At 75.7% G+C, this 24,243-nt stretch carries 27 protein-coding genes; 18 read left to right on the top strand and 9 right to left on the bottom strand.

The genetic code is table 11. The features are described from left to right. Positions 1-327: 327 nt before the first annotated feature. From H9657_RS17515 to H9657_RS17500, 3 genes are all read left to right on the top strand, one after another. Complete coding sequence (locus tag H9657_RS17515) at positions 328-2,178, top strand: PKD domain-containing protein (protein WP_191784710.1); 1,851 nt, start codon at positions 328-330, stop codon at positions 2,176-2,178. Positions 2,179-2,415: 237 nt separating this feature from the next. Next, positions 2,416-3,492, top strand: a complete 1,077-nt coding sequence (locus tag H9657_RS19300; RefSeq protein WP_225215565.1) for a hypothetical protein — start codon at positions 2,416-2,418, stop codon at positions 3,490-3,492. Between the two features lie 71 nt (positions 3,493-3,563). Further along, positions 3,564-4,007: a hypothetical protein gene (locus H9657_RS17500; protein WP_225215564.1), complete on the top strand. Its 444-nt coding sequence runs from the start codon at positions 3,564-3,566 to the stop codon at positions 4,005-4,007. A gap of 39 nt (positions 4,008-4,046) precedes the next feature. Here H9657_RS17500 and H9657_RS17495 read toward each other — a convergent pair whose 3' ends face one another. The 3 genes from H9657_RS17495 to H9657_RS17485 all read right to left on the bottom strand — a co-directional run bounded on the left by H9657_RS17495 (position 4,047) and on the right by H9657_RS17485 (position 7,261). Continuing rightward, positions 4,047-5,072 carry a PPK2 family polyphosphate kinase gene (locus H9657_RS17495; RefSeq protein WP_191784706.1) on the bottom strand — a complete coding sequence of 342 codons (1,026 nt, stop codon included), beginning with the start codon at positions 5,070-5,072 and terminating at the stop codon, positions 4,047-4,049. 115 nt (positions 5,073-5,187) lie between these two features. Continuing rightward, positions 5,188-5,895, bottom strand: a complete 708-nt coding sequence (locus H9657_RS17490) for a potassium channel family protein (protein ID WP_225215563.1) — start codon at positions 5,893-5,895, stop codon at positions 5,188-5,190. Next, positions 5,888-7,261 carry a TrkH family potassium uptake protein gene (locus tag H9657_RS17485; RefSeq protein WP_191784705.1) on the bottom strand — a complete coding sequence of 458 codons (1,374 nt, stop codon included), beginning with the start codon at positions 7,259-7,261 and terminating at the stop codon, positions 5,888-5,890. Before H9657_RS17485 ends, H9657_RS17490 begins: the two co-directional genes overlap by 8 nt. A 117-nt stretch (positions 7,262-7,378) precedes the next feature. Here H9657_RS17485 and H9657_RS17480 point away from each other — a divergent pair, with 117 nt between their 5' ends. From H9657_RS17480 to H9657_RS17465, 4 genes are all read left to right on the top strand, one after another. Further along, the gene (locus H9657_RS17480) at positions 7,379-8,599 is read left to right on the top strand and encodes an acetoin utilization protein AcuC (protein WP_191784704.1); all 1,221 of its coding nucleotides are present in this window, start codon (positions 7,379-7,381) and stop codon (positions 8,597-8,599) included. A 149-nt stretch (positions 8,600-8,748) separates the two neighbouring features. Beyond that, on the top strand, positions 8,749-8,985 hold the full coding sequence (locus tag H9657_RS17475) for a helix-turn-helix domain-containing protein (RefSeq protein WP_191784703.1): 237 nt from the start codon (positions 8,749-8,751) through the stop codon (positions 8,983-8,985). A 174-nt stretch (positions 8,986-9,159) separates the two neighbouring features. Next, on the top strand, positions 9,160-9,258 hold the full coding sequence (locus tag H9657_RS17470) for a 30S ribosomal protein bS22 (RefSeq protein ID WP_003792170.1): 99 nt from the start codon (positions 9,160-9,162) through the stop codon (positions 9,256-9,258). Between the two features lie 141 nt (positions 9,259-9,399). Next, positions 9,400-10,719 (top strand): glycoside hydrolase family 27 protein, encoded by a 1,320-nt coding sequence (locus H9657_RS17465; RefSeq protein ID WP_191784702.1) that lies wholly within the window; start codon positions 9,400-9,402, stop codon positions 10,717-10,719. 4 nt (positions 10,720-10,723) lie between these two features. On the opposite strand, the gene H9657_RS17460 is transcribed toward H9657_RS17465, so the two are convergent. Then, on the bottom strand, positions 10,724-11,269 hold the full coding sequence (locus H9657_RS17460) for a GNAT family N-acetyltransferase (protein ID WP_191784701.1): 546 nt from the start codon (positions 11,267-11,269) through the stop codon (positions 10,724-10,726). Then, a complete protein-coding gene (locus H9657_RS17455) occupies positions 11,266-12,132 on the bottom strand; it encodes an HAD family hydrolase (protein WP_191784700.1) in 867 nt (288 codons plus the stop codon). The genes H9657_RS17460 and H9657_RS17455 overlap by 4 nt, the downstream gene beginning before the upstream one ends. 81 nt (positions 12,133-12,213) lie before the next feature. On the opposite strand from H9657_RS17455, the gene H9657_RS17450 reads away from it, so the two are divergent. Next, positions 12,214-12,492 carry a glutaredoxin family protein gene (locus H9657_RS17450; RefSeq protein WP_191784699.1) on the top strand — a complete coding sequence of 93 codons (279 nt, stop codon included), beginning with the start codon at positions 12,214-12,216 and terminating at the stop codon, positions 12,490-12,492. A gap of 54 nt (positions 12,493-12,546) precedes the next feature. Next, a complete protein-coding gene (locus H9657_RS17445) occupies positions 12,547-13,245 on the top strand; it encodes a redox-sensing transcriptional repressor Rex (RefSeq protein WP_191784698.1) in 699 nt (232 codons plus the stop codon). Between the two features lie 136 nt (positions 13,246-13,381). Here the strand turns inward: H9657_RS17445 and H9657_RS17440 are convergent, their stop codons facing one another. Continuing rightward, entirely contained in the window at positions 13,382-13,927 is a 546-nt protein-coding gene (locus tag H9657_RS17440; protein ID WP_191784697.1) for a YceI family protein, read from the bottom strand. 80 nt (positions 13,928-14,007) lie between these two features. Here H9657_RS17440 and H9657_RS17435 point away from each other — a divergent pair, with 80 nt between their 5' ends. Genes H9657_RS17435 through ccsB form a run of 6 tightly spaced genes read left to right on the top strand, consistent with a single transcriptional unit; the run spans position 14,008 to position 19,683 of the window. Further along, the gene (locus H9657_RS17435; RefSeq protein WP_318241575.1) at positions 14,008-14,673 is read left to right on the top strand and encodes a MarR family winged helix-turn-helix transcriptional regulator; all 666 of its coding nucleotides are present in this window, start codon (positions 14,008-14,010) and stop codon (positions 14,671-14,673) included. 44 nt (positions 14,674-14,717) lie between these two features. Continuing rightward, on the top strand, positions 14,718-15,374 hold the full coding sequence (locus tag H9657_RS17430) for a histidine phosphatase family protein (RefSeq protein WP_191784696.1): 657 nt from the start codon (positions 14,718-14,720) through the stop codon (positions 15,372-15,374). Between the two features lies 1 nt (position 15,375). Continuing rightward, entirely contained in the window at positions 15,376-15,984 is a 609-nt protein-coding gene (locus H9657_RS17425; RefSeq protein WP_191784695.1) for a TlpA family protein disulfide reductase, read from the top strand. Positions 15,985-16,034: 50 nt separating this feature from the next. After that, complete coding sequence (locus tag H9657_RS17420) at positions 16,035-16,886, top strand: cytochrome c biogenesis CcdA family protein (protein WP_225215585.1); 852 nt, start codon at positions 16,035-16,037, stop codon at positions 16,884-16,886. Beyond that, positions 16,883-18,664, top strand: a complete 1,782-nt coding sequence (gene resB / locus H9657_RS17415) for a cytochrome c biogenesis protein ResB (protein WP_191784693.1) — start codon at positions 16,883-16,885, stop codon at positions 18,662-18,664. The genes H9657_RS17420 and resB overlap by 4 nt, the downstream gene beginning before the upstream one ends. Further along, positions 18,661-19,683, top strand: a complete 1,023-nt coding sequence (ccsB, locus tag H9657_RS17410) for a c-type cytochrome biogenesis protein CcsB (RefSeq protein WP_191784692.1) — start codon at positions 18,661-18,663, stop codon at positions 19,681-19,683. Before resB ends, ccsB begins: the two co-directional genes overlap by 4 nt. Before the next feature lie 52 nt (positions 19,684-19,735). Here ccsB and H9657_RS17405 read toward each other — a convergent pair whose 3' ends face one another. Then, positions 19,736-20,107, bottom strand: a complete 372-nt coding sequence (locus H9657_RS17405) for a PLDc N-terminal domain-containing protein (protein WP_191784691.1) — start codon at positions 20,105-20,107, stop codon at positions 19,736-19,738. A gap of 42 nt (positions 20,108-20,149) precedes the next feature. Between H9657_RS17405 and H9657_RS17400 the strand changes: the two genes are divergently transcribed. Continuing rightward, entirely contained in the window at positions 20,150-20,428 is a 279-nt protein-coding gene (locus H9657_RS17400) for a DUF4229 domain-containing protein (RefSeq protein WP_191784690.1), read from the top strand. An 8-nt stretch (positions 20,429-20,436) separates the two neighbouring features. On the opposite strand, the gene H9657_RS17395 is transcribed toward H9657_RS17400, so the two are convergent. Further along, positions 20,437-21,306: a 1,4-dihydroxy-2-naphthoate polyprenyltransferase gene (locus H9657_RS17395; RefSeq protein ID WP_191784689.1), complete on the bottom strand. Its 870-nt coding sequence runs from the start codon at positions 21,304-21,306 to the stop codon at positions 20,437-20,439. A 50-nt stretch (positions 21,307-21,356) separates the two neighbouring features. Continuing rightward, on the bottom strand, positions 21,357-22,508 hold the full coding sequence (gene menE / locus H9657_RS17390) for an o-succinylbenzoate--CoA ligase (protein ID WP_191784688.1): 1,152 nt from the start codon (positions 22,506-22,508) through the stop codon (positions 21,357-21,359). 220 nt (positions 22,509-22,728) lie between these two features. Between menE and H9657_RS17385 the strand changes: the two genes are divergently transcribed. Together H9657_RS17385 and H9657_RS17380 are read left to right on the top strand one after the other, a co-directional pair. Next, on the top strand, positions 22,729-23,832 hold the full coding sequence (locus H9657_RS17385) for a DUF3048 domain-containing protein (protein ID WP_191784687.1): 1,104 nt from the start codon (positions 22,729-22,731) through the stop codon (positions 23,830-23,832). A 180-nt stretch (positions 23,833-24,012) separates the two neighbouring features. After that, positions 24,013-24,204, top strand: coding sequence for a hypothetical protein (locus tag H9657_RS17380; protein WP_191784721.1), 192 nt, complete (start codon positions 24,013-24,015; stop codon positions 24,202-24,204). Positions 24,205-24,243: the final 39 nt, after the last annotated feature.

The raw sequence follows: 24,243 nt of genomic DNA, 5'->3' as shown, positions 1-24,243 counted from the left end.
GGGCGGGTCGGTCGGCTGCGGCCGGGCGACCCGCCCTCGCCGCGCGGTCCCCACCGGCGACGCTCCGGCGGCGCTCCAGCGGGGCGAAACCGGCAGAACGGCCGCTGACGTGCGACTTCACCCCGCTCTGTGATGCGGACGGGACCTGCGTCGACGTAGCGTCTCCTCATCACGTCAATGGTGACGTGCAGAAGGGAGCGTCGACGTGCGGACTCACACACGGACGCTGGTCTGGGCGGTACGGGCCCTCCTGGCCTCGACGGGCGCGCTGCTCATCGTGGTCGTCGACGCGGTGCTGAGCAGCCCCTGACGGCGCGGTCGCGCGCAGTGCCGTCGCGTCCGGTCGCCGGCTCGCCCGGGGGACCCGCGGGGTGGCCCGCGCTGCGCGCGGCCGTCCTCGTCGTCGCCCTCGCGCTGACGGCGGCGTCGGTCGCGCCAGGTCCTGCGTCCGAGCCGCCGGACGTGCGCGCGTCGACGGCCGCGCCCCTGGTCGGCGCGTTCGTGCCGCGGGGCGGGCACGCGAGCACGGCGTCGGCCGCAGCGGCCTACGAGGACGCGCTCGGGCGCCGGCTCGACGTGCAGCGGATCTACCTGCGCTGGGACGAGCCGCTGGACTCGCCGGCGGTCACGGACGCGGTGGCCCGCGGTCGCGTGCCGATGGTCTCGGTGCTGCCGCGGCTCCTCGACGGGACGCAGCTCACGTGGGCGCAGGTCGCGAGCGGTGCGCTGGACGAGCGGATCCGTGCGCAGGCCGCGCAGGCCGCGGCACTCGGCCCGGTCGTCTACCTGACGCTGCACCACGAGCCCGACGCGGCGTCGCCGGCGTACGGCACGCCCGGGCAGTTCGTCGCCGCGTGGCGCCGCTGGGTCACGGTCCTGCGCGGCGCGGGCGTGACGAACGCGCTGTGGACGTGGGTGGTGACGCCGGCGGCGGTCAGCCGCCCGCGCAGCGACCCCGGTGCGGGCGGCTTCTACCCCGGGGACGACGTGGTCGACCGGATCGGCGCGGACGTCTACAACTGGTACGGCTGCCGGCCGAACGTGCCGGGGGAGTGGCGCTCGCTCGCGACCGCCACGGCCGGGCTGCGCGAGTTCGCCGACGCCCGGGGCAAGCCCGCCGTCCTGCCCGAGTGGGGGTCCGTCGAGGACCCGGCCGACCCGCAGCGCCGCGCCGTGTGGCTGCGCGAGGCGTTCGCGCACCTCGCGACGTGGCCGCGGCTCGAGGCGGCCGCGTACTTCGACACCGTCGGCACGTGCGACTGGCGGCTCGCGACGTCGCCCGCCGCCTGGGCCGCGTACCGGGAGGGCGTGCAGGGCCTGCGCGGGCGACCGGGTGCGTGGCTCGTGGCCCCGACGACCGCGGTGCCGTCCGGTCAGGGCGTGACCTTCGACCTCGCGGCGAGCACCGGCACGGGCTCGGCCCCCGGCACCGGCGTCACCGCCTGGACGCTGGACCACGGCGACGGCACGTCCACGGCCGGCACGGGGCACCCGGCCGCCCCGGTCGTCCACGTCTACGCCCCTGGCACGTGGACCGCGACCCTGCGCGTCACGGACGCCACCGGCTCCACCGGCGTCGACCGGGCGACCGTGCACGTCGCGGCCGCGCCGCTCGTGGTGGGCACGACCACGAGCGGCCTGACGTCCACCGGCGTGGTGCTCCAGGCGTGGGTGGACACCGGCGGGCTCCCGGGGACAGCACGGTTCACCTGGTGGACGGACGCCGGTGAGGCCGGCGCGACGTCGGTCGCCCTCACGGCACGTCGTGGCTCTCAGGACCTGCGGGTGCCCGTCACCGGCCTCTCACCCGGCACGCGGCACACCTGGTCCGTCACGGCGGTGACGCAGGCCGCGTCGTCGCGCGACGGCTGGTTCCACACGCCCGGCCCGCCTGCGGTCCGCTCCGTCCCGGCGGGCGGCGTCACCGCCACGACGGCGCGCGTCGACCTGCGGGTGCACCCCCAGGGCGTGGCCACGACGGCGTGGGTCGAGCACGGCACCGTCCTGCCCGGCGCGTCGTCCCCGCCCGTCGACCTGGGCCCGGCCACGTACGAGCGCGGCGTGCAGGTCACGCTCGCCGGCCTGACGCCCGGCACGACGTACCGGTACCGCGTCGTGGCGCAGAACGCCTACGGCCGGACGGTCGGTCCCGTGCAGGTGCTCACGACGCGGCCCTGAGGCGCGCCGGGGCGCGCTCAGGCACCCGGCGGTCCCGACCGGCCCGTGCGCCTCGTCGTCGACCGTGGCTCACCCGGGCGGGGCGAATATCCACCGAACGGCCCAATCCTGTGCCTTTGGGGCATTCAGGTCGCATACTTGGCCCACGCGCGTCTACGGCAGACGCGCACCGGGGGAGGATCCGGGATGCACGCGCAGCGGCGGGGGCGAGCGGAGACCTGGGTTCTCCGCGCCCTCATGGCCGCTCTCGGCGGCCTCCTGCTGGTCCTCCTGCAGCTCGTGCTGGCACCGTCCGCCTCGGCCGAGGACCAGGTCACGCAGGGCTCCGGCGCGCAGCTCGCACCGGGCGACGTCGCCGCCGCCGTGCTCGCGGTCCTCGATCCCGGGTCGCCGGCGGACGTCGTGGCGGACGCCCCTGACGCGGTGGAGCCGGTCGACGCCGTCGAGCCGGTGGAGCCGGTCGAGCCGGTGGAGCCCGTCGAGCCCGTCGAGCCGGTGGAGCCGGTGGAGCCCGTGGAGCCTGTCGAGCCCGTCGTGCCGGTCGAGCCCGTCGTGCCGGTCGAACCCGTCGTGCCGGTCGAACCCGTGGTCGAGCCGGTCGATCCCGAGCCGGCGCCCGTGGAGACCGTCGAGCCGGTCGTCAAGGACGTCACGCGCACCGGGACCGACAAGGCGGCGACCGGTGCGGACAAGGCCGCCACCGGCACCGAGACACGGGCGACGACCGTGGACGGCACGGCCCTCACGGCCACGACGGTCCTCGACCGCGACGCGACCGACGTGACGCCCATCGACGCCGCGGCCGCGATCGTGCGCCAGGCGCGCGACACGGGGGAGCACCGGCGCGAGCTGGGCCCGCCCCCGCAGCGGGGAGCTCCCGGTGCCGAGACCGACCCGATCGACCCCGGTCAGCAGCCTGCTGCCGCCGCGCTCTCCGCGGTGCTCTCCGTGCCGGACGCCGAGCCGTCGGCCCGCCAGACGCCCTGGCACCCCGCGCCCGGACCTGCCGGTCCGCAGCCCGAGGCGCCCGCCGTCGTCACGGTCACCACGTACGTCGCGGGCGGTCACGTCGCCGTGGTCGCCGCCGCCGTGACGGGTGCCGCGCCCCCGCAGCGGGCCGTCGCCACCGCGGCGGCCGTGTCGCTCGCCGACCGCGCCGCACCCGGTACCGGGTCGGTCACGCCGCGCGCCGGGCCGGGTGCCGGCCCGGCCACCGGTCGGTCGGTCGTCCCCGTCGCGTCAGCGGCGACGACGGCCGCCACCCACGTCGCCGGGCCCGCTGCGCCCTCGTGCGACCTTCCGAACCCTGCCTGACCGGACGGACGCACGCCGCGCGCGTCGTCCCTCGCCCTCCCGGGCGCTCCGGTCCACAGGCAAGGAGTTCGATGATGTTCACGTTCCTGCGCCGAGCGGTCGCGACGGTGCTCGTCGCCGCCGGTCTCGTCCTCACGTCCACGGGCGTCGTCACGGGCGTCGACGACCACGTGGTGCCCGGTGCCCTCGTGCTCGTCCTCGGGGGCGTCGCCGTCCTGCTCTACCGGCACCTCGACCGACCCCGTCCCGTCGTCCCCGTCGTCCGCGCCGTGCCTTCCGCCGTGCGCGTCGCGCCGTCCGTCCCCGCGCAGCGCAGCGCGCCGCACTGCGCGGGCCCGGCTCCGCGCGTGACCTCGGCGGGCGCGTCCCCGCTCACCGCCCCGGCGCTCGGCACGGTCGGGCGGTGGAACGCGAGCGCCACGCGCGCGGCGGGTCCCGTGCGCGGCGGTGTGCGCCACTGCGTGATGCCGCGCGGCGGGCTCCCGCACCAGCGGCACGCGTCCGACGGGTCCTGAGCGACGGCGGGCGGGGCGCAGCGCCCCGCCCGCCGTCCCTCAGCGGGTCGCGTCGAGCCGGGCCAGCTCCGCCTCGACGTCGTAGCCCGCGGCCGGCCACTCGAGCCGGAGGTCGGCCAGCGCCTGGTGCAGCAGCGCACTGACGGCGAGGCGGGCGTACCACTTGCTGTCCGCCGGCACGACGTACCAGGGGGCCACCTCGGTGCTCGTCCGGTCGAGGACCTCCTGGTAGGCCGCCTCGTACGCCGGCCGCCTGAGGCGGACGTCGACGTCCGCCGGGTCGTACTTCCAGAGCTTGTCCGGGCGCTCGAGCCGCTCGCGCAGCCGCTGGTACTGCTCGTCGGGCGAGACCCACAGCGCGACCTTGACGATAGTGGTCCCCGCCGCTGCGACCTGCGCCTCGAACCGGTTGATCTCGTCGAAGCGGCCCTCCCACACCTCCGGGGCGACCAGGTCGTCCACGCGCGCCACGAGCACGTCCTCGTAGTGCGAGCGGTCGAAGACGCCGATGGTGCCGCCGCGGGGCAGCGCACGGCGGATCCGCCACAGGAAGTGGTGGCGACGCTCCTCGGCCGTCGGGACCCCGAACGAGCGGAGGGCCACGCCCTGGGGGTCGACCAGCCCGACCACGTGGCGCACGATGCCGCCCTTGCCGGCCGTGTCGAGACCCTGCAGGACGAGCAGCACGGACCTCGTCCCGCCGGTGCGGCCGTGCGCGAACAGACGCTCCTGCAGGTCGGAGAGCTCGTCGCCGACCGCGGCGAGCGCCGCCTCGCCGTCACGGCGCGACCCCTCGAAGCCCGGCGTCGCCCCCGCGTCGACGTCCGCGAGCCGGAACCCCGGGGTGACACGCAGCAGGTCCGCGACGGCGTCACGCCGTGCCAGGAGCCCCGCTGCGGCGGCCTCGTGGGCGGCAGCCGCCTTCTCGGCGGCCTTGCGGTCCGCCTTGGCCGCCTTCGCGGCGGCCTTCTCGGCGTTCTTGGCGGCCGCCTTCCGCGCGGCCTTCCCCTCGTGCTTCGCCTTCTCGTCCTTCTTCTTGTGCTTCTTCTTCGAGCCCTTCGCCATGGCGGTCTCCTCGGGTGACGAGCACGGAACTGCGGCGTGCGGGACTGCGGTCGTGCGGGACTGCGGGACTGCGGGACTGCGGTCGTGCGGACTGCGGTCGTGCGGGTCGAGCGTCTCAGGGGCGCGCGGCGAAGCGTTCGAGCAGGTCGGCGTGCCCGCCGACGATGACGAGGTCGTTGGCCGAGATGCGGGTCTCCGGCGTCGCGTACTGGAAGTCGATGCCCGGTGACTTCACGCCGATGACCGTGACGCCGTAGCGCTCGCGCACCTTCGACTGCGCGAGCGTGAACCCCTGGGTCTCCTTCGGCGGTCGCATCTTGACGACCGTGAAGCCGTCCTCGACCTCGATGTAGTCGAGCATCTTGCCGCTGACGAGGTGGGCGACGCGGGAGCCGGCGTCGGCCTCCGGCAGCACCACGTGGTGGGCGCCGATGCGCTGCAGGATGCGCGCGTGCTCGGAGCTGATGGCCTTGGCCCAGATCTGGGGCACCCCGATGTCGACGAGGTTGCCGGTGATGAGCACCGACGCCTCGAGGTAGGAGCCGACCCCGACGACCGCGACCGGGAACTCGCGAGCGCCGAGCTGCTCGAGCGCGTCGGGGTTCACGGCGTCCGCCTCGACCAGCGGGATGCGGCCGGCCCACTGCGCGACGAGGTCGGGGTTGCGCTCGACCGCGAGCACGTCCTGGCCCAGCCGGTCCAGCGTGGCGGCGATGGAGGAGCCGAAGCGGCCCAGGCCGATCACCAGGACGCCCTGGTCCTTCTTCGGGGTGCGGGGCGCGGTGCGGGGCTCGCCGCCGCTCGCGCGCAGGTTCTCAGCCAACGATGGGCCTCTCCTCCGGGTAGCGGATGACGCGACGACGGTTGCGCAGCGCGAGCGCCGCGGCAAGCGTCATGGTGCCGGTCCGGCCGATGAACATGAGCACGACGAGCACGTACTTCGCCGGCGGGGGCAGCGTCGGGGTGATGCCGGTCGTCAGACCGCACGTCGCGAACGCCGAGATCGTCTCGAACAGGATGCGGTCCAGGGTGAGCCCTGTCATCGCGAGCAGCAGCAGCGACGCGATCAGCACGATGGTCGCGGAGATGAAGCCGACCGCGATCGCCACCTGGAGCGTCTCGCGCGGGATCCGCCGGCCGAACGCCTCGACGTCGCGGTCGCCGCGGCCCTCGGCGACGATCGCCAGCAGCATGACGGCGAGCGTCGTGACCTTGATGCCGCCCGCGGTGGACGCCGACCCGCCACCGACGAACATCAGGGCGTCGAGGAGCAGCCACGTCCCCTCGTGCATCTGCCCGACGTCCACGGTCGAGAACCCGCCCGAGCGGGGCATGACGCCGGCGAACAGCGACGCGAGTGCCGTGCCACCGGGGTCGAGGGGGCGGAACGTGCCCGGGTTGGTCCACTCGAACGCCGCGACGACGACGGACCCGAAGACGACGAGCGCGAGGCTCGTGGTCAGCGTGAGCTTGGAGTGCAGGTTCCAGCGGCGCGGCTGACGCAGGTGGTGCGCGACGTTGAGGATGACCGGGAAGCCGAGCGACCCGATGAACACCCCGACGGTGATCGGCAGCAGCATCCACCAGTCGGACACGAACGGCGCCAGGCCCTCCGGGGTCGGCACGAACCCCGCGTTGTTGAACGCCGAGACCGCGTAGAACCCGGCGTGCCAGGCGGCCGTGGCCACCGGCTCGCCGTGGACGAGCAGCCGCGGGAACAGCACGATCGCGATGACGATCTCGAGCGCCGTCGAGGTCACGATGACCGTGCGCACCAGCGAGCCGACCTCGCCCAGCCGGGTCACCTTGGTCTCGGACGACACCAGGAGGCGCTGCGTCAGGCCGATGCGCCGCGAGACGGCCATGCCGAGCAGCGACGCGAGCGTCATGACGCCCAGGCCGCCGATCTTGATCGCGACGAGGATGACGACCAGCCCCCAGCCGGACCAGTACTCGCCGGTCGGGACGACGACGAGCCCCGTCACCGTGGTCGCCGACGTCGCGGTGAACAGCGCGTCGACGAACGGTGCGCGCTCGCCGTGCGCGGTCGCCCACGGTGCCGACAGCAGCACCGTGATCAGGGCGATGACGAGCGCGAACACGCCGAGCGCGAGCCGGGCGGGGGACTGCCGCGCCGACCGGTCGACGTACTCGCGCGCACGCCACAGCAGGCCGGGCCCCGCTGCCATCCGACCTCCCGCTGCTCACCTCGTGCCGACAGGCACACTCTGGCACGCGGTGCCGGGGTGCACCCGCCACGGCCCGTCAGGTCGACACGCGCGCCGCGCCGGTGGGACGGTGACCCCATGACGGCCACCGACGGGCGACCCACGGCCACCGGGCGCCCTCCCGTGACGGCGCGGGTGGTGTGGTCGACCGAGCTGCTCGCCTACGACTTCGGGTTCGGGCACCCCATGACGTCCGACCGGATCGACCTGACGATCGCGCTCGCGGCGCAGCTGGGCATCCTCGAGGAGCCCGACGTCGAGGTGGTGGGCGCCGAGCCCGCGTCCGACGCGCTGCTCGCCACGGTGCACGACCCCGAGTACGTCGCGGCCGTCCACGCCGCGGCCGAGCGTGGCGTGCCCGACCTGGTCCGCGGCCTGGGCACGCGCGACGACCCGCTGTTCCCGCAGATGCACGACGCCGCCGCGCGGGTCGTCGCCGGGACCGTCGACGCGGCGCTGGCGGTGTGGCAGGGCCGTGCGGAGCACGCAGTGAACGTCGGCGGCGGTCTGCACCACGCGCGACCGGGCGCGGCGTCGGGCTTCTGCGTCTACAACGACGCCGCGGTCGCGATCCGCGAGCTGCTGGCGGCCGGTGCGCAGCGCGTCGCCTACGTCGACGTGGACGCGCACCACGGCGACGGCGTCCAGGCCGTGTTCTGGGACGACCCGCGCGTCCTGACGGTGTCGGTGCACGAGACGGGTCACGCGCTGTTCCCGGGCACGGGGTACCCGACCGAGACCGGCGGCCCGCACGCCGACGGGACCGCGGTCAACGTCGCGCTGCCGTCCCGGACGGGCGACGCGGGGTGGCTGCGGGCGATCGACGCGGTCGTGCCGGCCGTGGTGCGCGACTTCGCGCCCGACGTCCTGGTCACCCAGCACGGCTGCGACACCCACCTCATGGACCCGCTCGCGACGCTGCGCGTGTCGGTCGACGCCCAGCTCGTCGCCTCGAGGCTGCTGCACGACCTCGCGCACGAGGTGTGCGACGGCCGGTGGGTCGCCCTGGGCGGCGGCGGGTACGCGATCCTCGACGTGGTCCCGCGCACGTGGGCGCACCTGCTGGGGGTCGCGGCCCACCGCCCCGTGGACCCCGCCACGCCCGTGCCCCAGCTGTGGCTCGACGTCGTCCGGCAGCGCTACGGGCGCCAGGCCGTCGCACGGATGACGGACGAGGTCCCGGCCACGTTCAAGCCGTGGTCGACCGGGTACGACCCGGCGGACGACGTGGACCGCGCGATCCGCGCGACCCGGGGAGCCGTCTTCCCGACCCTGGGCCTGGACCCGGACCTCGACTGACGGCGCGCGGGGCGCCGTCCGTGCGCGTGCCGGTGGGCCGGGCGGGTGTCTCCCCTTTCCCACCCGTCACACGCGCCACTACTGTGGAGGCAGCACCCGGTACCTCGGGTGCGCGACGCCGGCGCCCCGGCCAGCAGGAGGGCCGGAGCATGGACGAGGAGCGGGGCGGGCCGCAGGGTCGCGTGCGTTTCCTCACGGTCGTCGAGGTCGCGGAGCTCATGCGGGTCTCGCGGATGACCGTGTACCGGCTGGTGCACGCGGGCGAGCTGCCCGCGGTGCGCGTCGGACGCTCGTTCCGCGTGCCGCAGGATGCGCTCGACGCCTACCTGCGCTCGTCGGCCACGGTCGAGCCCGAGGCCTTCGGCGAGGGTCGTCGCACCTCCTGAGCGCACGTGCCCTGCGGGGTCGGCGTTCGCGGTCGCGGTGCCGGATCGCGTAGTGTGGGTGCTCGGACTTCTGCGTGCGTGGGTGATTCGGGTGGACCCGATGCGCACCGCGCGTCGATCGACCACCATCTCGCGGCCATGTCGGGTCGCGACCGGACACGAGTGAGGACCGCTATGGGCTCCGTCATCAAGAAGCGTCGCAAGCGCATGGCGAAGAAGAAGCACCGCAAGCTGCTTCGCAAGACGCGCCACCAGCGTCGCAACAAGAAGTGAGCTGAGCGCCGTCCGTCGGCGCGCAGTGCACTCCGGGCCCGGTCGACGACCGGGCCCGACGTGTGTCCCGGGCCGCCGACGTGACGGCGCCCGCGTGACCACGGGTACGCCCACGACGACGACGTCGACAGGAGGACCACCATGGCGGTGGCACTCACCCCGCCCATGGGGTGGAACAGCTGGGACTGCTACGGGACCACGGTCACCGAGGCGGAGGTGCTGGCGAACGCGAGGTTCATGGCCGAGCACCTGCTGCCGTACGGCTGGGACACCGTCGTGGTCGACATCGACTGGTCCGACCCCGACGCGCACGCGCACGGCTACAACCAGGACGCCGACCTCGTGCTCGACGCGCACGGCTACCCGCAGCCGGCGCCCGGCCGGTTCCCCTCGGCGGCCGGTGGACGCGGGTTCGCCGAGCTCGCCGCGCAGGTGCACGCGCTCGGCCTGCGCTTCGGCGTGCACGCCCTGCGCGGCATCCCGCGCCGGGCCGTCGCGGCGGGTCTGGCGGTCGAGGGTGCGGGGGACGACGGTGTGACGACCGCCGACATCGCCGACACGTCGTCCACCTGCCCGTGGAACGGCCACATGTACGGCCTGGACCACGGCCACCCGGCGGCGCAGACGTGGCTCGACGGGCTCGTGGCCCAGCTCGCGTCGTGGGGTGTGGACCTCGTCAAGGTCGACGACATGCTCGCGCCGTTCCACGCGGACGCCGTCGCGGCGTGGTCGCGGGCGATCGAGAGGTCGGGCCGCGAGATCGTGCTGTCGCTCTCGCCGGGCACGGCGCTGTCGACCGCGCACCTGCCCGTGCTGCGGACGTACGCGCAGATGTGGCGCGTGTGCGACGACCTGTGGGACCGCTGGGAGGACGTGCACGCCAACTTCGCGCGGCTCGCGCGCTGGGCGCCGTTCCAGCAGCCCGGCGGCTGGGCGGACGCGGACATGCTGCCGCTCGGGCGCATCGGCATCCGCGCCGAGCGCGGCGAGGACCGGTCCTCACGGCTCACGCCGGACGAGCAGCGCACGCTGCTCACGCTGTGGGTCATGGCGCGCTCGCCGCTGATGATGGGCGGCGACCTGCCGACGTCGGACGCCGCGACCGTCGCGCTGCTCACGACGCCCGCGGTCGGCCACGTGCTGCGCACCTCGACCGACGGGCGCGAGCTGCTGCGCGAGCCGGCGGGCGACGGGGAGGTCGTCGTGTGGTCGGCGCGCTCCGCGGCGGACCCGACGCGCTACGTCGCGGTGTTCTGGACGGGGTCGGGGAGCCGCACGCAGTCGCTGGCGCTGTCCGCGCTGGTCGGCGACGCCGCGGCGGCCCGGTCGTGGTCCGTCACGGACCTGTGGACCGGTGACCGGCTGCCCGACGCCGCACCGGCCCCCGGGCGCACCGACGCCCAGCTGGTCGTCGACGTCCCGTCGCACGGCGTGCGCTGGCTGGCGCTCGACCCGGTCTGACGCGTCAGAGCGGCCGTTCGAGCACGTAGTCGTCCTCGACCCGCTCGCCGACCCGGAAGTGTCGGGTGCCCACGACCGCGAATCCCTCGCGCGCGTAGAACGCCTGCGCGCGGGTGTTGTGCTGGTTGACGCCCAGCCAGAGCCCCGAGCCACCGAGGGCGCGGGCGTGGTCGAACGACGTGCGCAGCAGCGCGGACGCCACGCCCGCGCCGTGGTGGTCGGGGTGCACGTAGCACTTCGAGAGCTCGACCGCGGGGCGGATGTGCACGGCCGCGGCCGTGTCCTCGTCGGTGGGCTCACCGGCCACGAGCATCGTGTAGCCCAGGAGCTCGTCGTCGGGCGTCGCGGTCACCAGGACCGCACGGTCCGGTGCGGACGTGTGCTCGAGGAACCGCGCGGCGCTCAGGTGCGCCGCCAGGAAGGCCTGCTGGTCCTGCGCGGTCGAGCCCGGCGGGCACGCCAGGGGGAACGTGATCGCGGCGAGCTCCGCGAGGGCGGCCGCGTCCTGGGGCCGGGCGGTGCGCACGGCCCAGTCGGTCCGGATGGTCATCCTGCTCCTACGCGTCGTCGGATCGAGCGGCTCACGGCGCGCACCACGACGGCCACGGCCCAGGCGAGGCCGGCGAGGCTCGCGGCGTTGACGCCGCGGCGCGCCTGGCGCCGTCGGGACCGGAACTCGCGCACGGGCCAGCCCACCTCGGCGGCGTGCCGGCGCAGCCGTCCGTCGGGGTTGATGGCGCACGGGTGCCCGACGGTCGAGAGGATCGGCACGTCGTTCGTCGAGTCGCCGTAGGCGTGGCACGCGCGCAGGTCGTACCCCTCGCGGAGCGCCAGCGCGCGGACGGCGCTCGCCTTGGCCTCGCCGTGCAGCAGGTCGCCGACGAGCCGGCCGGTGTAGAACCCGTTCTCGTGCTCCGCGACGGTGCCCAGCGCGCCGGAGGCGCCGAGGCGGCGCGCGATGAGCTCACCGATCTCCACGGGCGTCGCGGTGACGAGCCACACGGCGTGGCCCTCGGCCAGGTGAGCGTCGAGCAGCGCGCGCGTGCCGGGGTAGATGCGCAGCGACAGGACCTCGTCGTAGACGTCCTCGGCGATCGCGGTGACCTCGGCGACCGAGCGCCCGCGCATGATGTCCAGCGCCCGGGTGCGCAGCTCGTCGATCTGCTCGCGGTCCTCGCCGAACACGCGGTAGCGCGCCTGCTGCACGGCGAACCGGACGAGGTCGAAGTTGCGGAAGAACCCGCGGCGGTACAGCCCCACCGCCAGGTGGAAGGAGCTGGCCCCCCGGATGATGGTGTTGTCGACGTCGAAGAACGCGGCGACGCGCGTGTCGTCGGGCACCAGCGCCGCGCGCGGCGTCTCGGCGGTCGCGGCGACGACGGCGCGCTCGTCCGATCCGTCGCCAGCGTGCATCCGGCCACTGTAACGAGCGGGGCGGCGCCCGTCGCGGACCCGACCAGGAGCCGGTCGGCGTGGCGGTCTAGCCTGGGCGCCGTGAGCGACACGACGACGGCCCGCGTGGTGCTCTACGGGCGGGCCGGCTGCCACCTGTGCGACGAGGCGCGCGCGCTCGTCGAGCGCGTGTGCGCGGACGTGGGCGCGACGTGGGCCGAGGTCGACGTCGACGTCCCGGGGCCCGACGGCCGTGTCCTGGCCGACGAGCTGGGCGAGATGGTGCCGGTCGTCGACGTGGACGGCGTGCGCCGCGGGTACTGGCGGATCGACGAGGCCCGCCTGCGGCGCGCCCTCGCTCGCGGCGGCGGCAGGCCCTAGCGTGTGACACCTGGCGCCGGGGCCGTGCCCGGCGCGCGGCGTACGGAGGGTCGTGTGGACGATCGGCGCACCGCTGGGCGACGTGCCGGCGACGGGCGTGCCGGTCGTGACGGGCAGCCGGTGCCGCCCGCGACGGTGGGTCGGCTGCCGGGCTACCTGCGTGCGCTCGAGGCGACGGCGTCCGACGGCGCCGTCCTGACGTCGTCCGAGGAGCTCGCGGCGCGGGCCGGGGTGACGTCGGCGCAGCTGCGCAAGGACCTGTCGTTCCTGGGGTCGTACGGCCGGCGCGGCGTCGGCTACGACGTGGGGCACCTGCGCGAGCAGATCACGGTGGTGCTGGGCCTGGCGGACGTGCGGCGCGTGCTGCTCGTCGGGGTGGGCAACCTGGGGCACGCGCTCGCGAACTACGCGGGCATCGCGGAGCGCGGGTTCGTGCTGGTGGGGCTGGTCGACACGGACCCGGCGGTGGTGGGCACGACGGTGGCGGGCCTGGAGGTCGAGCACGCCGACGACCTGCGGCAGGTCGTGCAGCGGACGGGCGCGACGATCGCGGTGCTGACGACCCCGGCGGCGGTCGCGCAGCGCGTGTGCGACGAGCTCGTCGCGGCCGGCGTGGTGGGGATCCTCACGTTCGCGCCGTGCGCGCTGCGCGTGCCCGCGCACGTGGACGTGCGGGCGGTGGACGTCGCCTCCGAGCTGCAGATCCTGGCGTTCCACGACCGCGCGCGCAGCGTCGGGGGTGGTGCGTCGTGAGGCGCGCGTCCCGCCGGTCGCCCCGGACGCCGGGTGCGCTGCGGATGCCGTGCGCGCCGGGGACGCCGCGAGGGCGCGACCGGGGCGGGCGCGCCCCCGCGGGGACGTGCGTGCCGGCGGGTGCCGGCGTGCGGCGTCAGGCCTTGATGGCGGAGACGTCCAGGTCGATGCGCACCTTGTCGGCGACGAGCACGCCGCCGGCCTCGAGCGCGGCGTTCCACGTCAGGCCGAAGTCCTTGCGCGAGATGGTGACCTTGGCCTCGAAGCCGGCGCGGGTGTTGCCGAACGGGTCGACGGCCGTGCCGTTGAACTCGGTCTCGAGCTCGACCTCGCGCGTGACGCCGTGGATCGTCAGGTCGCCGACGATGACGTGGTCCTTGCCGGACGTGCGGATCGCGGTCGACGTGAACGTCCACTCGCCGAAGCTCTCGACCTCGAAGAAGTCGTTGCTCTTGAGGTGGCCGTCGCGGTTGGCGTCGCCGGTGTTGACGGTCGACGGGTCGAGCGTCACGGCGACGGACGACGACTCGAGGTCCTCGCCGACGGTGAGGACGCCCGAGGTCACCGCGACGGTGCCGCGGACCTTGGAGATGCCCGCGTGGCGGACCGTGAAGGACGCCTCCGTGTGCGAGGGGTCGATGTTCCAGGTGCCGGCGGTGAGGCCGGTGGGCAGCGCGGTCATGGGGTCCTCCGTGGTCGGTGCCGAGCGAATCGTTGATTCGACAAGTATGTGTTGTTGATCTTTCTACTACAGTGGGGTGCGTGCCGCAACCCCCCGCACACCAGGAGGACGACGTGCCGACCCGCAGCACGACCGCCGATCGCCGGACCGACGACGCGCCTGCTGCCCCGCGTGATCCTGCCTCGACGGGCGCACGGCCGGCCCCGGACACGCACGACGCCCCGTCGCAGGACGCCCCGCAGCAGGAGGCGGCCGTCCGCTGGCTGAGCGAGCCGCAGCAGCGCCAGTGGCGCGCCTTCCGCGACGGCACCGCGCTGCTGTTCGACGTCCTGGCCCGCGAGCTCGACGACGGCAGCGGCCTGTCACTGGGGGAGTACGAGGTGCTCGTCCGGCTCTCGGAGGCGCCCGGCCACGCGCTGCGGATGTCCGAGCTGGCCGACGACCTCGCGCACTCGCGCAGCCGGCTCACCCACACCGTGGCCCGCATGGAGCGCGACGGGATCGTGCGCCGCGAGCCCGCCCGCGACGACGCGCGCGGCGTCAACTGCGTGCTCACCGAGCACGGGTGGCAGGTGCTCGTCGACGCCGCCCCCGGCCACGTGGAGTCCGTCCGGGCCCACCTCGTGGACGTCCTCGACGACGAGCAGCTCGCGGCGCTCGGTGCCGCCATGCAGGTCGTCGTCGAGCACCTGCGCGGCCCCGCCTGCCCACCGGCGGGCGGCACCCCGTCCGCACCGCCCGCCTGAGGGCGGGGGACCGGGCACCCAGGAGACTTTGCGAGACTGTGCACATGGTCGCCACGACGGTCCACCTGCTGCGGCACGGTGAGGTCCACAATCCCGAGGGCCTGCTCTACGGCAGGCTGCCCGGCTACCGGCTCTCCGAGCGAGGGCTGGAGATGGCCGAGCTCGTCGCGCGGACGCTCGCGGGCGAGCAGGACGCGCCCCGCCGCGACGTCGTCGTCGTCACCGCGTCACCGCTGCAGCGGGCGCAGGAGACGGCCGCACCGATCGCCGCAGCCTTCGGGCTCGCCGTCGGCACCGACGACCGGCTCATCGAGGCCGAGAACCACTTCCAGGGCCAGCGGTTCGGCGTCGGCGACGGCTCGCTGCGCCACCCCGAGCACTGGCCGCACCTGCGCAACCCGTTCCGCCCGTCGTGGGGCGAGCCGTACGCCGAGCAGGTCGACCGCATGCTCGCCGCGGTGGACGCGGCCCGCGTCGCCGCGCGCGGCCACGAGGCCGTCCTGGTCAGCCACCAGCTGCCGATCTGGGTGACGCGCCTCGCGCTCGAGAACCGTCGGCTGTGGCACGACCCCCGCCGCCGGCAGTGCTCCCTCGCGTCCCTCACGTCCCTGCGGTTCGAGGACGACACGCTCGTCGGCGTCGGCTACGGCGAGCCCGCCGCCGCGCTGCTGCCCGGGGCCTCGGCCGTCTCCGGAGCCTGACGTGCGCCGACGCCCCGCCCGGCCACGTGCCGTCCTCGCCCTGCTCACCGCGGGCACCGCGCTCGCGCTCGTCCTCGGCGGCTGCGCGGACGACGGCCGCGGCACCCCGCAGGACGTCGTGGACCAGGGCTACCAGTCCGGCGACGGGTCCACCACGACGTGGCCCGCCGCCGACCGGCTCGGGCCGCTCGAGATCACCGGCACGGACTACGAGGGCACGCCGCACGACCTCGCGCAGTGGCGCGGGGACGTCGTGCTGCTCAACACGTGGTACGCCGCGTGCCCCCCGTGCCGGGCCGAGGCCCCGGACCTCGCCGCCGTGGCCACCGACTACGCCGACCAGGGTCTGCACGTGCTCGGCATCAACAGCCGTGACGCCGCGGGCGCCGCCCAGGCCTTCCAGCGTCAGCTCGAGGTGCCGTACCCCTCGCTCGACGACACCGGCGGTGGCGCGATCGCCGCGCTGCAGGGCGTCGTGCCCGTCAACGCGGTGCCCACGACGGTCCTCCTCGACCGCGAGGGCAGGGTCGCCGCGCGCGTGCTCGGGCTCGTCGAGCCCTCGACGCTGCGCTCGCTCGTCGACGAGCTCCTCGCCGAGGAGGCGCCGTGAGCGCCGGCCTGGTCGCGCTCGGCGTCGGCTCGACCGTCGCCGACGGCTCGCTGCTGCTCGCGGTGCCCGTCGCGCTGCTCGCCGGCGTGGTGTCCTTCGCGTCGCCCTGCGTGCTGCCCCTCGTGCCGGGGTACCTCGGGCTGCTCGGGGGCCTGGTCGGCGGCGGCCCGCGCCGCACGCCGGGTGCCGGGCTCGGCATCGTCGACGCGACCGACGTGGTCCGGTCCGGTGCCCGGCCCGCCCAGACCCCGCATGCCGCGCCCGCGGCGCCTGCAGCGCCCGTGGGCGACGCGGTGCCGCTGACGGTGCCGGCCGGCCGGCGCACGCTCGCGCTCGGCGTCTCGCTCTTCGTCGCCGGGTTCTCGGCGGTCTTCATCGCCTTCGGGGCGCTCGCAGGCTCGCTCGGCGCCGCCCTGTGGCAGTGGCAGGACCCGGTGAGCCGCGTGCTCGGCGCCCTGACCGTCGTGCTCGGCCTCGCGTTCCTCGGTGCCGTGCCGTTCCTCGCGCGTGAGCGGCGCCTGCGGCTCGCGCCGCGCGCCGGCGTGTGGGGCGCACCGCTGCTCGGCGTCGCGTTCGGCCTGGGCTGGACCCCCTGCATCGGCCCCACGCTCGCCGCGATCCTCACGCTGTCCCTCACCGGCGGGTCCGCGGGACGCGGCGCGCTGCTCGCGGCCGCGTTCTGCCTCGGCCTGGGCCTGCCCTTCGTCCTCGTCGGGCTGGGCCTGCAGCGCTCGCAGCGTGCGCTGGGGTGGCTGCGGCGGCACCGCCTCGCCGTGCAGCGCACCGGCGGCGCCGTGCTCGTCGTGCTCGGCCTCGCGCTGCTCACCGGTGCGTGGGGCGCGTGGGCGGCCTGGCTGCAGGGTGTCCTGACCGGTGGCGACCCGTTCGTGCCCGCGCTGTGAGCGGCGAGCCGACGCGCGGCGCCCCCCGGACCGCGTACCACCCGGAGGGCCTCGACGACGCGTTCAGCGACGGCGGCGCGCAGCGGACCCCCGACGGGCAGGGCCCCGACGCGCAGGGCGTGGACGCCGCGCTGCCCGCCATCGGCGTACGGGGCTGGCTGCGCTGGGCGTGGCGCCAGCTCACCAGCATGCGGGTCGCGCTCCTGCTGCTCGTGCTGCTCGCGGTGGCGGCTGTGCCCGGCACCATGTTCCCGCAGCGGCCGCAGGACCCCGCGGGCGTCGCCGCCTACGTCACCGAGCACCCGTCGACCGGGCCGTGGCTCGACCGGCTCGGGTTCTTCGACGTCTACGCCTCGGTCTGGTTCTCGGCCGTCTACCTGCTGCTGTTCGTGTCCCTCGTCGGCTGCATCGTGCCGCGCGCCCGCGTGCACGCCGCGGCGCTGCGCGGGCGCCCGCCGCGCACACCGCGCCGGTTCGGCCGCTTCCCCGCGCAGGGTGCCGGGACGTCGGACGCCCCGCCGCAGGTCGTGGCGGAGCGCGCGGCGGCCGTGCTGCGGCGCCGTCGGGCCGGCGTGCCCGCTTTCCGCGTCGACGTGCACGACGAGGGCGCCGGGACCTGGTCGGTGTCCGCGGAGCGCGGCTACCTGCGCGAGACGGGCAACCTCGTGTTCCACCTGGCGCTGCTCGGCCTGCTCGTCGCCATGGCGACGGGCCAGATGCTGCACTACCGCGGTCAGGCGATCGTCGTGCAGGGCACCGGTTTCGCCAACGTGCAGGCGTCGTACGACACGTTCGAGCGCGGGACCGCGTTCGACCCCGCCGACCTCGTGCCCTTCACGATGCGCCTCGACGACTTCGAGGCGCGGTTCGACCCCGAGACGCTGCAGTCCCGCGACTTCACCGCGCACGTGACCGTCACCGAGCCCGGGCAGGAGCCCGAGCAGCGCACGGTGAAGGTGAACCACCCGACGGTGGCGGGCGGCGCGAAGGTGTACCTCCAGGGCAACGGCTACGCCCCCGCGGTCACGGTGCGCGACGCCGCCGGTGAGGTCGCGTTCTCGGGCCCCGTGCCGTTCCTCCCGCAGGACGAGGTGTACACGTCGCGCGGCGTGATCAAGGTGCCCGACGTCTCCGGCGACCAGCCGCAGATCGGGCTCGTCGGCTTCCTGCTGCCGACGGCCGTCGAGCCCGCCCCCGGGCTGTGGCGCTCGGTCGACCCGCAGCCCGTCGACCCGTTGCTCGTGCTGTCGGTGTGGGAGGGCAACCTCGGGCTCGACACCGGCGTGCCGCAGAACGTGTACCGGCTCGACGAGTCGCGCATGGAGCAGGCCGTCGACGAGGCAGGCGACGCCGTGACGCTCTACCTGCGACCCGGTGAGACGGTCGAGCTGCCCGACGGCCTGGGCACGCTGACGTTCGACGCGCTGCCGCGGTTCGTCGCGCTGGACCTGCGCCACGACCCGTCGCTGGCGTGGGTGCTCACGTTCGCGCTCCTCGCGGTCGCCGGCCTCATGGCGTCGCTGTTCGCACCCCGCCGCCGGCTGTGGATCCGCGCGGCACCCGGCACCCCGGACGAAGGTCCCGGCACCGCGGCTACAGTGGTGAGCGCCGCCGGGCTCGCCCGCGGCGACGACGTGGGCCTGCAGCCCGAGCTCGACCGCGTCCTCGCGCAGGTGCTCGACGCGCCGGCGACCCCGTCGCCCGCGACGGACGTGCACGACCACACGACCGGGACCGGTACGACCGGGCCCGACACCCCGCAGGAGGGCAGGACATGACCGTCGCCGAGCTGAGCGACCTGTTCGTGTGGTCGGCGGCGACCGCGCTGACCATCACGCTGATCGCGTACGCGGTCGAGCTCGCGCGGATCACCGAGGCCGCCCAGGCCGCCCGCGCCGTGCGCGTGCCCGTGACCGTCGGGGGCGGCACCGCCGCGCCCGACGCGGAGTCGCGCGCGGGCGCCACGACGGTGGCGTCGCCGGCGGGCCGCGCCGCGGGTATCGCGCGCTCGACGCTCGCGCTCGGCACCCTGCTCCTGCTCGTCGCCATCGTGCTGCGCGGTGTCGCCGCCGGACGCTGGCCGACCGCGAACATGTACGAGTTCACGATCGTCGGGACGTTCTGCGCGCTCGTCGCGCTCGTCGTCCAGCAGCGTCGCCGGCCCATCGCGTTCGTCGGGGTGGTCGTGTCCGGCATCGCGGTGCTGGGGCTGGTCCTGGCGCTGAACACGCTGCACGTGCAGGCGGACGCGGTGCAGCCGGCGCTGCAGCGGTACTGGCTGGTCCTCCACGTGGGTGTCGCGATCATCGCCACCGGGATCTCGACCGTCGCGTTCGCGACGACCGTCCTGCAGGTCCTGCGCGACGCCCGCGACGAGCGCCGGTCGCGCCTCGAGCAGCCCTGGTCGCAGCTCGACGGCGTGCGTCGGGCCCTCCACGGCGCACGCGTCACCGGGCCGGCCTTCGCCTGGCTCGAGCAGGTGCCCGACGCGCGACGGCTCGAGGCGTCGGCGTTCCGTCAGCACGCGGTCGCGTTCGTCCTGTGGACGCTGACCCTCATCGGCGGCTCCATCTGGGCCGAGGAGGCGTGGGGCCGGTACTGGGGCTGGGACCCCAAGGAGGTCGGCACGTTCGTCACGTGGGTCGTGTACGCCGCCTACCTGCACGCCCGCACGACGCGTGGCTGGGCGGGGCGCCGCGCCGCGTACCTCGTGTTCGTCGCCTACGGCGTCGTGCTCGCCAACTTCACGGTGGTCAACCTGTTCATCCCCGGCAACCACTCGTACTCGGGGCTCTGAGCTGCGGCTCTGAGCTGATCCGGGCGCTGAGCCGACGCCGGACGCCGGCGCGTCAGGCGGAGGGCGTCCCGTCCGTCGTCCCGGCCGGGCCGGTGCCGTCGACGTGGTCGTCGTGCGGGCCCGGGTCCGCCGCGCCGTCCTGCCGCTCGCGGCGCCGGCGCTCCTGGTCGAGCCGGAACAGGAACTCGGGGTCGTCGTCCGGCGCGACCGGACCGCCGCCGCGCGGACCGGCGGAGCCGGTGTGCGGCGTGCCGCGGCTCACCACGAGCCAGACCACGCCACCGGCGACCGGGACCAGCACGACGAGCAGCAGCCACAGCGGGACCGGGAGCCCGCGCCGGACGCGCGCGTCACTGCCCAGGACGTCGAAGACGCAGTAGACGACGAAGGCGACCACGAGGACGAGCGGCAGGTACCTGAGCACCTGTCCACCCTAGACGGGACGGCGGGCGCCTACCCTGGGGGAGTGCCCGTCGTCGTCTACTCCCTGCTGCGCGCCGCGCTGTTCCTCGCCGCCACCGGTCTGCTCTGGTGGGCCGGGATGCGCTCGTGGCTCGCCCCCGTCCTCGCCGCCGTGATCGCGTGGGGCCTGTCCTACGTCCTGCTGCCGCGCCAGCGCGACGCGGCCGCGGTGCACCTCGCGGAGCGTGCCGAGCAGCGCCGCGCTCGCGGCGGCCTCGGCGCGCGCGCCCGCGAGGACGCGGCCGCCGAGGACGCCGCCGCCGACGGCACGCTCGACCGGTAGCGCCGACCTCAGAGCGCGAGACCCAGCCCGAGCAGCATGCCGAACGCGAGCTCGAGCAGGCCGGTGCCGCCCAGCACGGGCACGAGCGCGATGCCGCGGGCACCCGCGAGCACGCCGGCGGCCAGGATCGCGGCGGGTGCCAGCAGCAGCAGGACGAGCAGCGACCACGGTGCCGCGAAGGCGCACAGCGCCCCGAGCAGGATGGGCAGCAGGACCATCACCGCGTACAGGCGGCGTGCCCGGTGGTCCCCGATGCGCACCGCGAGCGTGCGCTTGCCGGCGAGGACGTCGGTCGGCACGTCACGCAGGTTGTTGACCATCAGCAGGGCGCACGCGAGCAGACCGATCGCCACGGCCCCCAGCACGGCGGGCCACGTCACGTACCCCGCCTGCGTGTACGTCGTGCCCAGCACGGCGACGAGGCCGAAGAAGACGAACACCCCGACCTCCCCGAGCCCGAGGTACCCGTACGGCCGCTTGCCGCCCGTGTACGTCCACGCGCCGACGACGCACAGCACGCCCACGGCGATCAGCCACCACGCGCTCGTCAGCACGATCAGCCACATGCCCAGGGCGCACGCGACCGCGAACGCCAGGAAGGCGGCGTTGCGCACCTGGTGCGGCGGCGCGGTCCCGGAGGCCGTGAGGCGCAGCGGTCCGACCCGGTCGACGTCGGTGCCGCGCACGCCGTCGGAGTAGTCGTTGGCGAAGTTGACCGCCACCTGCAGCGCGAGACCGACGCCCGCCGCGAGCAGCGCGTGGCCTGCGTGCGCGGCGTCGACCTGTGCCGCCGCGCCGGTCCCGACGAGCACGGGGGCGACGGCGGCGGGCAGCGTGCGCGGACGCGCACCGGCGAGCCATTCGGAGGCGGTGGCCATCGTGCTCCTGTTCGTCAGGGGAGAGCGCGTCGGGTCGGACGCGGGTCGGGTCAGGTGGCCGGGGGCCGGGTCATCAGCTGCGTCGCGAGCCGCGCGACGGCGCGACGGTCGGCCTTGCCGGGCCCGCGCAGGGGCAGCGCGTCGACCACGAGGACCTGGCGGGGCGCGCTGGCCGGCCCGAGCGCGGAAGCCACGGCGGTGCGCAGCGCCGTCAGCGGCGGCGCCGTGCCGTCGCGCGTCACGACGACGGCGACGACCGACTGCCCCCAGTGCTGGTCCGGCACGCCGACGACGCACACCTCGCGCACGCCGGCCAGGCCGGCGACGACCTCCTCGACGGCGAGCGGGTCGACCTTGACCCCGCCGGTGACCAGGACGTCGTCGAGCCGTCCCAGGACGTGCAGGACGCCGTCGTCGACCCGGCCGCGGTCGGACGTGCGCAGCCAGCGGCGGCCGCCGCTGGTGGCGAACGCGGTGGCGTCCAGGTCGGGGCGGTGCAGGTAGCCGGTCGCCAGGACGGGGCCCGCGAGCGCGACTCGCTGCTCGGCGTCGACGGCCACCGTGACGCCGTCCAGCGCGCGCCCGTCGTAGACGCAGCCGCCGCACGTCTCCGTCATGCCGTAGGTCGTCACGACGCGCAGCCCGGCGGCGTGCGCGCGCGCCAGCAACGACGGCGGGCACGCGGCGCCGCCCACGAGGACCGCGTCGAAGGCCCGCGTCGCGGCCGTGGCGTCCGGGTCGTCGAGCACACGCACGAGCTGCGTGGGGACCAGCGACGTGTAGTGCGGTCCGGGGCCGGCGGTCTCCGCGCGCACGGCCTGCGCGAACGTCGGCGCGCGGAAGGGACCGGCGGGGAGCGTCGCGAGCCCGCGGCCCGCGAGCAGCGCGCGCACGATCACCTGCAGCCCCGCGACGTGGTGCACGGGCAGGGCCAGGAACCAGGAGCCCGGCCCGCCGAGCCGGGCCGCGGTCGCGTCCGCCGACGCGCGCAGGGCGTCGGCCGAGAGCATGACGTCGCGGGGGCGCCCGGTGGACCCGGACGTCCGCACCACGAGCGCCACCTCGGGCGGCACCTGGAGGGCGGCACCGGGCGACGCGTCGTCGAGGGCCCGCACCGCGGGGCCCGTGCCGTCCAGCGCCGCGGTCAGCGCGGGGACGAGGTCCTGTGCGTCCGCGGGCACGTCGCGCAGCGGCCGGTTCACCCGCACAGCGTAGGTCGTCCGTCCCGCCCCGCGCGCCGCGGCTGCGGGGACGGGCGCCGGGGACGCCGCGCCGCGCGGCGCCGACAGCCGTGGTGCACGCGGGCGTCGAGGCAGGCGTCGTAGAGTGTCCCGCGATCCGGCAGGCCGGGCGGGGTCCCGCCGCGCGCGACCGGATCGCGCAGGTGGCAGATCGCCGCGGCGGCGGTGGACGGGAGCGACGATGGCAGCGACGGTGGCACGCAGGGGCTCGACGCGCACGGCTCCGGGGAGCAGGTGGCGGGGTCGGTCCGGTGCCCTGGCGGCGACCGGTGCCCTGCTCGCGCTCGCCGCGTGCGGCTCGCCGGCGACGACGTCGCCCGCGCCCACGGTGACGGCCCAGGCGGACGTCGTCGCGGACAAGCAGGCCGTGCCCGCTCCCGAGGTGCCGGCGACGTGGCCGCTGACGGGTGTCGAGGGCACCCCCGACCCGCGTCCCGCGATCGCGGTGAAGGTCGAGAACACCGCGGTCGCGCGCCCCCAGTCCGGGCTGGACCAGGCCGACGTGGTCTGGGAGACGATCGTCGAGTTCGAGGTCTCGCGGTTCGTCGCCGTGTTCCACTCGCAGGCGCCCGAGGAGGTCGGGCCCATCCGGTCCGTGCGTCCCATGGACCCGCTGATCGTCGCGCCGCTGGGCGGGATGCTCGCGTTCTCCGGCGGGCAGGCCGGCATCCTCGACCTCGTCGCCGCGTCGGGCGTGCAGGAGATCTCGCACGACGCGGGTGCACCCGGGCTCGAGCGCGTCCGGACGCGCAAGGCACCGCACAACGTCTACGGCTCGCTGAGCACGTGGTGGGGCATCGCCGAGCCGGGGCGCACGGCGCCGCCGGAGCAGTTCGGCTTCGCGCGCAGCGCGGACCGGGCCGCCGCGGCGACGGCCGGCAGCCCGGCCGGGACGCTCTCGTTCCGCCTGTCCGGCCAGTCCCAGCCCGTCTGGACGTGGGACGCGGGGAGCGGGACGTGGCTGCGCTCGGAGGGCTCGGAGCCCGCGACCGCGGCGAGCGGGAACCGGCTGTCGGCGGTCAACGTCGTCGCCGTCACGGCCCCCCACCCGAACACGCCCTTCGGCGCGCAGGGCGGTGCCCCCGTCCCCACGTACGAGCTCGTCGGCTCCGGGGACGCGGTCATCGCGTCCGGTGGCAAGACGGTCGCGGCGCGCTGGCAGAAGGACGCGCAGGACCAGCCGATGCGCCTGCTGCTGCCCGACGGCTCGGAGGCGGACCTGGCGCCCGGCAACACGTGGGTCGAGCTGATCCCGGCCGGCTCGGGCTCGCTGACGGTCTCCTGACGGACTCGTGACGGCCTCCTGACGGGGGGCGGTCGTCCGTTGCGATACCTGAGACGGACAACCGCGGGCGGCGGTGTCCTCCCCACGGTGGAGCGTGTGCTACCTGCGGGTTGACGCCGGCCGGCACGGCCCGTCCCGTGGGGCGATGTCCCGCGCGCGGCGCCGGACGACGCTGGTGGCATGGCCGCACACACCTCGCTCCCCGCCTCCGTCCGCCCCGCACGTGCCGCCCGCCGCGACCCCGAGGACCACTCGGTGCGCTCGGCGGTCGCGGTCGTCGTCGCCGGCGTGGTCCTCGTCGCGCTGCTCGTCGGCGGCGGCGCCGTGGTCGCCACGCTCGTCGACCTCACGTCCTGGATGGGCGCCGCCTGACGCGGCACCGCCCGTCGCGCACCGGGCGCGCCCCGGGCG

This window comes from Cellulomonas avistercoris (assembly GCF_014836445.1).
Taxonomy (GTDB): domain Bacteria; phylum Actinomycetota; class Actinomycetes; order Actinomycetales; family Cellulomonadaceae; genus Cellulomonas; species Cellulomonas avistercoris.
Note: the sequence above shows the minus strand (reverse complement) of the source record. Positions and strands in the feature narration are given on the sequence as shown.

Coding starts and splice junctions, on each gene's coding strand:
- H9657_RS17500 (WP_225215564.1), top strand. CDS start 3,564: ATGATGTTCACGTTCCTGCGCCGAGCGGTCGCGACGGTGCTCGTCGCC.
- H9657_RS17485 (WP_191784705.1), bottom strand. CDS start 7,261: ATGGCAGCGGGGCCCGGCCTGCTGTGGCGTGCGCGCGAGTACGTCGAC.
- H9657_RS17470 (WP_003792170.1), top strand. CDS start 9,160: ATGGGCTCCGTCATCAAGAAGCGTCGCAAGCGCATGGCGAAGAAGAAG.
- H9657_RS17380 (WP_191784721.1), top strand. CDS start 24,013: ATGGCCGCACACACCTCGCTCCCCGCCTCCGTCCGCCCCGCACGTGCC.
- H9657_RS17440 (WP_191784697.1), bottom strand. CDS start 13,927: ATGACCGCGCTGCCCACCGGCCTCACCGCCGGCACCTGGAACATCGAC.
- H9657_RS17480 (WP_191784704.1), top strand. CDS start 7,379: ATGACGGCCACCGACGGGCGACCCACGGCCACCGGGCGCCCTCCCGTG.
- H9657_RS17455 (WP_191784700.1), bottom strand. CDS start 12,132: ATGCACGCTGGCGACGGATCGGACGAGCGCGCCGTCGTCGCCGCGACC.
- H9657_RS17385 (WP_191784687.1), top strand. CDS start 22,729: ATGGCAGCGACGGTGGCACGCAGGGGCTCGACGCGCACGGCTCCGGGG.
- H9657_RS17430 (WP_191784696.1), top strand. CDS start 14,718: ATGGTCGCCACGACGGTCCACCTGCTGCGGCACGGTGAGGTCCACAAT.
- H9657_RS17465 (WP_191784702.1), top strand. CDS start 9,400: ATGGCGGTGGCACTCACCCCGCCCATGGGGTGGAACAGCTGGGACTGC.
- H9657_RS17495 (WP_191784706.1), bottom strand. CDS start 5,072: ATGGCGAAGGGCTCGAAGAAGAAGCACAAGAAGAAGGACGAGAAGGCG.
- H9657_RS19300 (WP_225215565.1), top strand. CDS start 2,416: ATGGCCGCTCTCGGCGGCCTCCTGCTGGTCCTCCTGCAGCTCGTGCTG.
- H9657_RS17460 (WP_191784701.1), bottom strand. CDS start 11,269: ATGACCATCCGGACCGACTGGGCCGTGCGCACCGCCCGGCCCCAGGAC.
- ccsB (WP_191784692.1), top strand. CDS start 18,661: ATGACCGTCGCCGAGCTGAGCGACCTGTTCGTGTGGTCGGCGGCGACC.
- H9657_RS17475 (WP_191784703.1), top strand. CDS start 8,749: ATGGACGAGGAGCGGGGCGGGCCGCAGGGTCGCGTGCGTTTCCTCACG.
- H9657_RS17395 (WP_191784689.1), bottom strand. CDS start 21,306: ATGGCCACCGCCTCCGAATGGCTCGCCGGTGCGCGTCCGCGCACGCTG.